The sequence below is a fragment of the Mycobacterium sp. E802 genome (genome assembly GCF_001666875.1).
Lineage (GTDB): Bacteria > Actinomycetota > Actinomycetes > Mycobacteriales > Mycobacteriaceae > Mycobacterium.
The window spans coordinates 1-9,312 of the sequence record NZ_LZJD01000194.1; the positions used below are offsets into that span (position 1 = coordinate 1).

Genomic DNA, 9,312 nt, shown 5'->3' on the forward strand with positions numbered 1-9,312 from the left:
CAAACCCGTACCTTTTCCGGCGAAAAAGTACGGGTTTGTGTCTGTTCGGCGAAGGGGTCAGTACAGCGCGTTGGCGAGGTTGCGTCGGCCGGCAACCACCTCGGGGTCGGCCGGATCGAACAACTCGAACAACTCGATGAGCCGCGTCCGAACCTTGGTGCGCTCGTCCCCGGCGGTGCGCTTCACCAGGGCGATGAGCCGGTTGAACGCCGACGCCGGCTGCTGAGCCAGGATCTCGGCATCGGCAGCGGCGAAAGCGGCGTCGACATCGTCGGGCGCGTCGTCGGCCGCGGCCAATGCCGCAGCCACGGCGTCCGGGCCCTGCAGCGCGCTGGCGCGCTCCAGAAACGCGATCTGCCGCACAGCGCCCTTGGCCTCGGCGTGATTGGGCTGAGCATCGAGAATCGCCTGGTACGCGGCCAGCGCTGCGGCGAAGTTGCCCTCGTCCAGATGAGCCCGGGCGGCGGCCAATTCAGGATCGACCTGCTCGGCCTCGTCGTCACCGGCGCCGGACAACTTTCCGCGCGTGGCCTCGAGCAGCGAATCGACCCAGCGACGGAGCTGATCGGCCGGTTGTGCGCCTTCGAAGCTCGCGATCGGTTGGCCGCCGGCAAGTGCGACCACGGTCGGTACGCCTTGGATGCCGAACATCTGCGCGACCCGCGGCGTGGTGTCGACGTTCACCAACGCCAGGGACCACGTGCCGCCATCCGCAGCCGCCAGGCCGGCCAGGGCGTCGCCCAGGGCAACGCTGGAATCGCTGCGCGGTGACCACAACAGCACCACCACCGGAACCTGGCCCGAGCGGACCAGAACCTCGGCTTCGAAGTTGACTTCGGTGACCTCCGTGGCGCTCGCGCCACCGGGCGCACTCGGGCTGTCACCCGCTGTCGTGGGCCGCTGCTTGAGTGCCGAGAGATCAACCGCGCCGGCCAGCGCCGGGCCGACGGAAGGACGTGGACGAGTCACGTCAACAAGTCTGTCACGTCGATTCCGGGACGGCCTCGCCTGGTTGGGCCACCAACGCGCGCCCGTCGGGCGCACCCAGCCGTTGAGTCCGATCGGCCCACATGACGAAGATCACACTGCCCAGCGGCACAATGCTGGCCAGCAACGCCAGAATCCAGGTGACTATGCCCCACTTATGGGCGACCCCGACCAGCACCGCCGCCACCACGAACGCGATGAAGATGCCGCCGTGGATCGGACCGAACACCTTCACGCCGATCTCGGTGCGGGGATTGCCGAGGTACTTGAAATACATCCCGACCAGCAGACCGGCCCAGCTGACGGCCTCGGCAAGGGCGATCAGGCGGAACCAGCCGGGGATCGAGCGCAAGTCAAAAGAGCTTGTCATGGCGCCATTGTGCCCGATCCGCCGGCCAGCTACTACAGAGCGTCGTTGAGTTGCTGTCAACGACGCAGAATCAGCGCATCGCCCTGGCCACCAGCGCCACAAAGCGCGGCGACGGCATAGCCCGACCCCTTGCGCGCGAGCTCCAGTGCCGCATGCAGCGTGATGCGGGCGCCGGACATGCCGATCGGGTGACCGATGGCAATCGCGCCGCCGTTCACGTTGACCTTGGCCGGGTCGACACCCAACTCCTTGGTGGAGGCCAGCGACACCGCGGCGAACGCCTCGTTGATCTCGAGGATGTCCAGCTGGTCGACGCTGATGCCCTCACGCTCGACGGCCTTCTTGATCGCGTTGGCGGGCTGGCTCTGCAGCGTGGAGTCCGGACCGGCGACCACACCGTGCGCGCCGATCTCACACAGCCAGTCCAGGCCCAGCTCCTGTGCCTTGGCCTTGCTCATCACGACAACCGCGGCCGCACCGTCGGAGATCTGCGACGACGAGCCGGCGGTGATGGTGCCGTCCTTGCGGAAGGCCGGACGCAGGCCACCCAGCGATTCGGCCGTGGTGTTGGCCCGGATGCCCTCGTCCTCGGCGAACTCGATCGGGTCGCCCTTGCGCTGCGGGATCGACACCGGCACCACCTCGTCGGCGTACACCCCGTCCTTCCACGCCGCGGCGGCCTTCTGGTGCGACTGGGCGGCGAACTCGTCCTGCTCGGCGCGGGTGAACTTGTCGACGTCGTTGCGCTGCTCGGTGAGCGCGCCCATCGGCTGGTCGGTGAAGACGTCATGCAGACCGTCGTAGGCCAGGTGGTCGAGCACGGTCACGTCGCCGTACTTGTAGCCCTCGCGGCTCTTGGGCAGCAGGTGCGGGGCCTGGCTCATCGACTCCTGACCACCGGCGACGACGACCTCGAACTCACCGGCCCGGATGAGCTGATCGGCCAGCGCGATCGCGTCGATGCCCGACAGGCACATCTTGTTGATGGACAGCGCGGGCACGTCCCAGCCGATTCCGGCGGCCACAGCGGACTGGCGGGCGGGCATCTGGCCGGCGCCTGCGGTCAGCACCTGACCCATGATCACGTAGTCCACCAGCGAAGCATCGACCTTGGCCTTCTCCAGAGCGCCCCGGATGGCGATCGCGCCCAGGTCACTGCCGGAAAAATCCTTCAAAGAGCCCATCAACTTGCCGACCGGAGTACGCGCTCCAGCAACGATTACCGACGTGGTCATTTCTTACCTCCAAGGCCTGGTCCAAGTGCTGTGTGGGCGATCACACATACGCAAACGTTCAGGTTTGAGGTTACCGTTACGTTATGACCGCTGATCAGGCCGATGCCCGCCCCGCACTCGCTTCCGCGCTGGTGACGGCGATTGATCACGTCGGCATCGCGGTCCCCGATCTGGACGCCGCCGCCAAGTGGTACCACGACAACCTCGGCATGATCGTTCTGCACGAGGAGATCAACGAAGAGCAGGGCGTCCGCGAGGCGATGCTGTCGGTGCGCGGTGCGCCCAAGGGCAGTGCCCAGATTCAGCTGCTGGCGCCGCTGGACGAGAAGTCGACGATCGCCAAGTTCATCGACCGCAATGGCCCCGGCCTGCAGCAGCTGGCCTACCGGACCAGCGACATCGATGCGCTGTCCGAGCGTCTGCGCAACCAGGGTGTGCGGCTGCTCTACGAAGCCCCGCGCAAGGGCACGGCCAACTCGCGGATCAACTTCATCCACCCCAAGGATGCCGGCGGGGTGCTGATCGAGCTGGTCGAGCCGGCCGCCGATTCCGAGCACTGAGCTCAGCCGCTCAAGACCACTTCCTCGTCGGGCCGCGATTGGTTCGATTCGCCCAGCAGGCCGTATGCCAGTGTCTGCGGTCATCCACGTCGCCGACGTCGATCGGCAGCACCACCACGTGCGCTGTGGCCACGCGGATCTCATGGTCACAACCGGGACACCGGTAAACCTTCACCGCCCGCGACGCGGCCACCGTCCGCACTTCGTACTCATAGCCGTCAGGGCCGGTCTCGACGCGACGGGCCGGCGGCAAGGGTGCCAACCGTCGGTGTTCGCGAGGCCGACGACGACGCATCAGAACAACCGGTATTCGTCGCTGTCCATGCCCCGCATCTGGTCGTAATCCAAAGTCACGCAACGAATCCCACGGTCAGTGGCCAGCGTGCGGGCTTGCGGTTTGATCTGCTGGGCGGCGAACACCCCGGCCACCGGAGCCAGCACCGTATCGCGGTTGAGCAACTCGAGGTAACGCGTCAGCTGTTCCACCCCGTCGATCTCGCCCCGGCGCTTGATCTCGACAGCCACCGACCGTCCCAACTCGTCCCGGCACATCAGATCCACCGGGCCGATCGCGGTCGGGTACTCCCGGCGCACCAAGGTGTAACCGGCCCCCAGCAGCTCGACATGCTCGGCCAGCAGTGCCTGCAGGTGTGCCTCCACGCCGTCCTTCACCAACCCGGGATCGACACCCAGCTCATGACTCGAATCGTGCTCGACGTCCTCGACCGTGATGCGAAGCTGCTCACCGGCCTTGTTCTCGACCACCCAGACAACAGCGGAACCACCGGCTAGGTCCTCTACGGCCTCCTCTTTGAGCCAGCACGGCGGACTCATCCAGTTCAGCGGCTTATACGCGCGATCGTCGGCGTGGACACTGACGGATCCGTCGGACTTGAACAACAACAGCCGGCGGGCCGATGGAAGATGGGCGGTCAGCCGCCCGACGTAGTCGACGGTGCACTGGGCAATCACGAGGCGCACCCGATCCACCTTAAGGGCACGCGCGACAAACTAGGCTGACGCCACAATGAACTCCGACAAATCGCTGGCACGCCGCCTGGGCCGCGTCCTTGAGGGTGTGACCCGGCAGAACAGCCGGATTCCGGCCACCACCCCGGAATATGGATCGTGGGTACTGGGGCGGGTATCGGAGAGCCAACGCCGGCGCCGGGTGCGTATCCAGACGATCCTGACGACCTTCGTCGTCGCGGTGAACCTGCTCGGCATCGGTATCTCGATGTTCATCGTCACCGTTCTGTTCCCGTCGCCGGATGTGTTCGATCCGCAGGTCCGCTGGATCACCTTCGTCGTTGCCCCGATCTACATGGCCGCGGCGTTGATCGTCGGGGTGTTCTGGGCGACCACCCGGGTGATCGACAACGTGCGCTGGGCGATCGAGGAACGCCCACCCACGGTCGCGGATCAGCGGAACACGTTCTTCGCCCCGTTTCGACTCACCCGCGTGCTGCTGGTCCTGTGGGGCCTGGGTACTGCGCTGCTGACCACACTGGCCGGGCTTGTCGACACCAACTACATTCCGAAGTTCTTGCTGGGCATCAGCTTTCCCGGCATCGTGGTGTCGGTCAGCTGCCACCTGTTCACCGAGTTCGCCCTGCGTCCGGTGGCCGCGCAGGCGCTGGAGGCCGGCCCGCCGCCGGTCCGGCTGGCTCCGGGCATCATGGGCCGCACCATGGTGGTGTGGGCCCTTTCCTCGGGCGTACCCATCGTGGGCATCATGCTGGCCGCGATGTTCTCCGTGACGCTGAACAACCTCACCCAGACCCAATTCGCCTATGCCGTCATCGGTCTCGGCTCGTTCGCGTTGGTATTCGGCTTTCTGCTGATGTGGATCCTGTCCTATCTGACCGCAACCCCGATCCGCGTGGTGCGTGCGGCCCTCAACCGCGTCGAGGAAGGTGATCTGCAGACCAATCTCGTGGTGTTCGACGGCACCGAACTCGGCCAGCTGCAACGCGGATTCAACTCGATGGTGCACGGCCTGCGCGAACGCGAACGCGTTCGCGACCTGTTCGGCCGCCACGTCGGGCGTGAGGTCGCCGCGCTGGCCGAGCAGGAGAAACCCGTCCTCGGCGGCGAAGAACGCCACGCCGCAGTGATTTTCGTCGACGTCATCGGCTCCACCCAGCTCGTGGCCACGCGCCGCGCGGTCGAAGTGGTCGACCTGCTCAACCGGTTCTTCGCGGTCATCGTCGACGAGATCGACAATCATCGCGGCCTGGTCAACAAGTTCGAAGGTGACGCGATCCTCGCGGTGTTCGGCGCACCCGTGTCCCTGGACAACGCCGAGGACGAGGCCCTGGCGGCGGCCCGGGCGATCGCACGACGGTTGCGGGCGGAAGTGCCCGAACTCAAGGCAGGCATCGGGGTGGCGGCCGGACAGGTCGTGGCGGGCAACGTCGGCGCCAAACAACGGTTCGAGTACACCGTGATCGGCGAACCGGTCAACGAGGCCTCACGTCTGTGCGATTTCTCCAAGCAGGTCCCCGGACACCTGGTGGCCTCATCCGACACCCTCGCCAATGCGTCCGAATCCGAAAGGGCTCGTTGGACACTGGGTGAATCGGTGACGCTGCGGGGGCTGAGCGAGCCGACCCGGGTGGCGGTGCCGGTCTAGCTGCCGAGCCGGCGAGCGGCGTCGACCGCCTCCTCGACCGTGTTGAACACGATGCCGTTGTAGTCCTCGCGTCGGTCGACAGGTACCACGCGGCCTTCGGGGTCGACGAGGTAGGCCTCCTTGCCGGCGACACTGAGGCTCGCTCGCATCCCGGTGAGCATGCCGCGCGCGGCATCGTCGATGTCGTCGACCGCGGTGACGTCGAGCACGGCAACTTCGTACTCGTCGCACTCGTGCTCAGCCGTGCGCAGCACCTGCTCGGCCCCGGCGAACAACAGGTCGCCCTGGACCTCGTACACCCGGATGCCGGGGCTCACGTCGGAGACGGCCCGCAGCGTCGCCGAGGACTCCCTACTGACGGTCAGGAAATGCAATCCCAGCTGTGCGGACAGGTTTCGGCAGACTTCGACACCACGCACGCTGTTGCCGCGGGAGTCCAGCCGCGGCGAGTAGACACCGATGCCGAGTTGGCCGGGCAGCACGGCCACGATTCCGCCGCCGACACCGCTTTTGGCGGGCATGCCGACCGCACTCACCCAGTCACCTGTCGCCTCATACATGCCGCAGGTCACCATCACGCTGAGCGTGCGCCGGACGACGTCCGCATCGGCGACGCGCCGGCCGGTCAGCGGGTTGAGCCCGCCGCGGGCCAGCGTGGCGGCCATCCGGGCCAGGTCGGTACTCGTCACTTTCACCGAGCACTGCCGGAAATACACGTCGAGAACCTCGTCCGGGTCACCGTCGAGCACGCCGAAACTCGTCAACATGTAGGCGATTGCCCGATTGCGGTTGCCCGTCACCTTCTCTGAGGCGTACACGTCCATGTCGACGTCGAGGCGGCGCCCGGCACACATCGAGTAGAACTCGAGGATGCGGTCGAACCGTTCATCCGCGTCGACGCCGGGGATCAGTGAAACCGCCGCGATCGCACCGGCATTGATCATCGGGTTCTTCGGCGTCTTCGTGACGTCGTCGACGCTGATCTCGTTGAACGCCTCGCCGGACGGTTCGACACCGATCCGCGCGTCGACCGCTTGCTGACCGATCTGGTCCAAGGCCAATGCGTAGGTGAACGGCTTGGAGATCGACTGAATCGTGAATTGGCGTGCGGTGTCGCCGGATTCGTAGACGTAGCCGTCCGAGGAGGACAAGCTCAGCCCGAAGCCCTCGGGGTCGACGTTGGCCAGCTCGGGGATGTAGCTTGCCAGGGCGCCGTCGCGTCGGTCGATCTGGTCGGCACGAATCTGGTCCAGGTAGCGCTGCACCAGTTCAGCCACGCGTTGCAGTCTATCCGCGACCCGCCTCCCACTACGATGTCGGTTTTCCGCTAGTGATGTGGTGGCGCGCGTGCCATCGTGGAGCCATGCACGAGGATTTCGACCGCTGTTATCGGGCAGTGCAGTCCAAGGACGCCCGGTTCGACGGCTGGTTCGTCACCGCCGTGCTCACGACGGGCATCTATTGCCGTCCCAGCTGTCCGGTACGCCCACCGTTCGCCCGCAACCTGCGGTTCTACCCGACGGCGGCCGCCGCTCAGGCAGCCGGGTTCCGGGCCTGCAAACGCTGTCGCCCCGACGCTTCGCCCGGATCCCCGGAGTGGAACGTCCGTACCGACGTGGTCGCCCGCTGTATGCGGTTGATCGCCGATGGCACCGTGGATCGCGAGGGAGTGACGGGGCTGGCCGCCCGGGTCGGCTACACGAGCCGGCAATTGCAACGCATCATGCAGGCGGAGTTGGGCGCCAACCCCCTGGCGTTGGCCCGCGCCCAACGCACGCAGACCGCCCGGGTGCTGATCGAGACCACCGAATTGCCGTTCTCTGACGTGGCCTTCGCCGCGGGGTTCGCCAGTATCCGACAATTCAACGACACGGTGCGGGCGGTGTGCGACTTGACGCCGACCCAGCTGAGGGCCAGGTCTCGCAGCCGGTTCGCGGCCGACTCCTCAGCCACCCCCGGAGTGTTGTCGTTGCGTCTGCCGGTACGGACTCCCTTCGCATACGAAGGGCTGTTCGGCCATCTGGCGGCCAGCGCCGTGCCGGGTCTGGAGGAGGTGCGTGACGGCCAGTTCCGGCGCACCCTACGGTTGCCACACGGCCCCGGCGTCGTCGGCCTGACGCCTCAACCCGACCATGTCCGCTGCCAGCTGGTCCTCGACGACTTCCGCGACCTCTCGGCCGCCATCGCGCGGTGTCGCCGCCTGCTCGACCTCGATGCCGATCCCGAGGCCGTGGTGGAGGCGCTGCAAGCGGATTCGACACTGGCCGCGGTGGTGGACAAGGCACCGGGACAACGCGTTCCCCGCACGGTCGACGAATCCGAACTGGCACTGCGGGTGGTGATCGGTCAGCAAGTGTCGATCAAGGCCGCGAGTACCCATGTGGGCCGGCTCGTCGCCGGCTATGGAACCGCAATCGGCGACGAGGGCGGTGGCCTGACGCACGTGTTTCCGAGCGTCACCGATCTTGCCGATCTCGATCCCGCGCATCTGGCCATGCCGGCGGCCCGAAGGCGCACGGTGGCCGCACTGATCCACGCGATCGCCGATGGTGACCTGGTCCTCGATCCCGGCTGCGACTGGGACCGGGCACGCGAACAGTTGCTCGCGCTTCCCGGGGTGGGCCCGTGGACAACCGAGGTGATCGCCATGCGTGGCCTCGGAGATCCCGACGCATTCCCCGCCACGGATCTCGGGGTCCGCGCCGCGGCCGGTCACCTCGGGCTGCCTGCCGAGGAGCTGATCGCACACAGCACCCGATGGAGACCGTGGCGCGCGTATGCGACGCAACACCTGTGGACCACACTGGACCACGCGGTGAACGACTGGCCCCCACACAATCAACAGGAGAAGTCATGACGACGCTGCAATGCCGCACCGTGGACAGTCCGGTCGGCCCGCTGACCTTGGCCGGCCGCGATGGACGGCTCATGCATCTGCGCATGGTCGATCAGACCTACGAACCGAGCCGCGCAGGTTGGGAGGTCGACGACACCGTCTTTTCCGACGCTGTCGACCAGCTGGCCGCCTACTTCGCCGGCGAACGTACCGAATTCGATCTGGAACTCGACATGGTGGGCACCGACTTTCAGCGTCGGGTGTGGGCGGCTCTGCGGACGATTCCCTACGGCCAGACCTGCTCTTACGGTGAGATCGCCCGACAAATCGGTTCCCCCGGGGCGTCGCGCGCGGTCGGCCTGGCAAACGGACACAATCCGATCGGAATCATCGTGCCGTGCCATCGAGTCATCGGCGCGAACGGCAGCCTCACCGGATACGGCGGCGGATTGGACCGGAAACGAACATTGTTGGCATTGGAGAAAAGCCGTACGACGCCGGCTCTCTTCAATTGAGAAAGGGACATTTTCAATTCTGGTCTCGGACCAAATTGAAAATGTCCACACATACAAAAATGCCCGAGCCCTCCAATCGAAATTGGAGGGCTCGGGACTTAATTTGTGTTCGGCGGTGTCCTACTTTTCCACCCGTGTGGGTAGTATCATCGGCGCTGGCAGGCTTAGCTTCCG

10 protein-coding genes are annotated in these 9,312 nt (G+C 66.2%); 4 read left to right on the forward strand and 6 right to left on the reverse strand.

The features are described from left to right. Positions 1 to 57 precede the first annotated feature (57 nt). Genes A5699_RS27805 through A5699_RS27815 form a run of 3 tightly spaced genes read right to left on the reverse strand, consistent with a single transcriptional unit; the run spans position 58 to position 2,592 of the window. Positions 58 to 969 (reverse strand): tetratricopeptide repeat protein, encoded by a 912-nt coding sequence (locus A5699_RS27805; RefSeq protein ID WP_067777052.1) that lies wholly within the window; start codon positions 967 to 969, stop codon positions 58 to 60. Positions 970 to 982: 13 nt separating this feature from the next. Further along, positions 983 to 1,357: a DUF3817 domain-containing protein gene (locus A5699_RS27810; protein WP_067777055.1), complete on the reverse strand. Its 375-nt coding sequence runs from the start codon at positions 1,355 to 1,357 to the stop codon at positions 983 to 985. Positions 1,358 to 1,413: 56 nt separating this feature from the next. Further along, on the reverse strand, positions 1,414 to 2,592 hold the full coding sequence (locus A5699_RS27815; RefSeq protein ID WP_067777058.1) for an acetyl-CoA C-acetyltransferase: 1,179 nt from the start codon (positions 2,590 to 2,592) through the stop codon (positions 1,414 to 1,416). An 83-nt stretch (positions 2,593 to 2,675) separates the two neighbouring features. Between A5699_RS27815 and mce the strand changes: the two genes are divergently transcribed. Beyond that, positions 2,676 to 3,152, forward strand: a complete 477-nt coding sequence (gene mce, locus A5699_RS27820; RefSeq protein WP_067777062.1) for a methylmalonyl-CoA epimerase — start codon at positions 2,676 to 2,678, stop codon at positions 3,150 to 3,152. Positions 3,153 to 3,162: 10 nt separating this feature from the next. Here mce and A5699_RS30110 read toward each other — a convergent pair whose 3' ends face one another. Then, entirely contained in the window at positions 3,163 to 3,450 is a 288-nt protein-coding gene (locus tag A5699_RS30110) for a hypothetical protein (RefSeq protein WP_231965865.1), read from the reverse strand. Continuing rightward, positions 3,447 to 4,133 carry an endonuclease NucS gene (gene nucS, locus A5699_RS27830; protein ID WP_067777080.1) on the reverse strand — a complete coding sequence of 229 codons (687 nt, stop codon included), beginning with the start codon at positions 4,131 to 4,133 and terminating at the stop codon, positions 3,447 to 3,449. Before nucS ends, A5699_RS30110 begins: the two co-directional genes overlap by 4 nt. 46 nt (positions 4,134 to 4,179) lie before the next feature. Here nucS and A5699_RS27835 point away from each other — a divergent pair, with 46 nt between their 5' ends. After that, entirely contained in the window at positions 4,180 to 5,787 is a 1,608-nt protein-coding gene (locus A5699_RS27835; protein ID WP_067777068.1) for an adenylate/guanylate cyclase domain-containing protein, read from the forward strand. Here A5699_RS27835 and glsA read toward each other — a convergent pair. Continuing rightward, on the reverse strand, positions 5,784 to 7,064 hold the full coding sequence (glsA, locus tag A5699_RS27840; RefSeq protein WP_067777071.1) for a glutaminase A: 1,281 nt from the start codon (positions 7,062 to 7,064) through the stop codon (positions 5,784 to 5,786). The two genes, A5699_RS27835 and glsA, sit on opposite strands and share 4 nt — an antisense overlap. A gap of 86 nt (positions 7,065 to 7,150) precedes the next feature. On the opposite strand from glsA, the gene A5699_RS27845 reads away from it, so the two are divergent. Continuing rightward, on the forward strand, positions 7,151 to 8,644 hold the full coding sequence (locus tag A5699_RS27845; protein ID WP_067777074.1) for a DNA-3-methyladenine glycosylase 2 family protein: 1,494 nt from the start codon (positions 7,151 to 7,153) through the stop codon (positions 8,642 to 8,644). Next, on the forward strand, positions 8,641 to 9,138 hold the full coding sequence (locus A5699_RS27850; protein WP_067777077.1) for a methylated-DNA--[protein]-cysteine S-methyltransferase: 498 nt from the start codon (positions 8,641 to 8,643) through the stop codon (positions 9,136 to 9,138). The genes A5699_RS27845 and A5699_RS27850 overlap by 4 nt, the downstream gene beginning before the upstream one ends. Positions 9,139 to 9,312 lie beyond the last annotated feature (174 nt).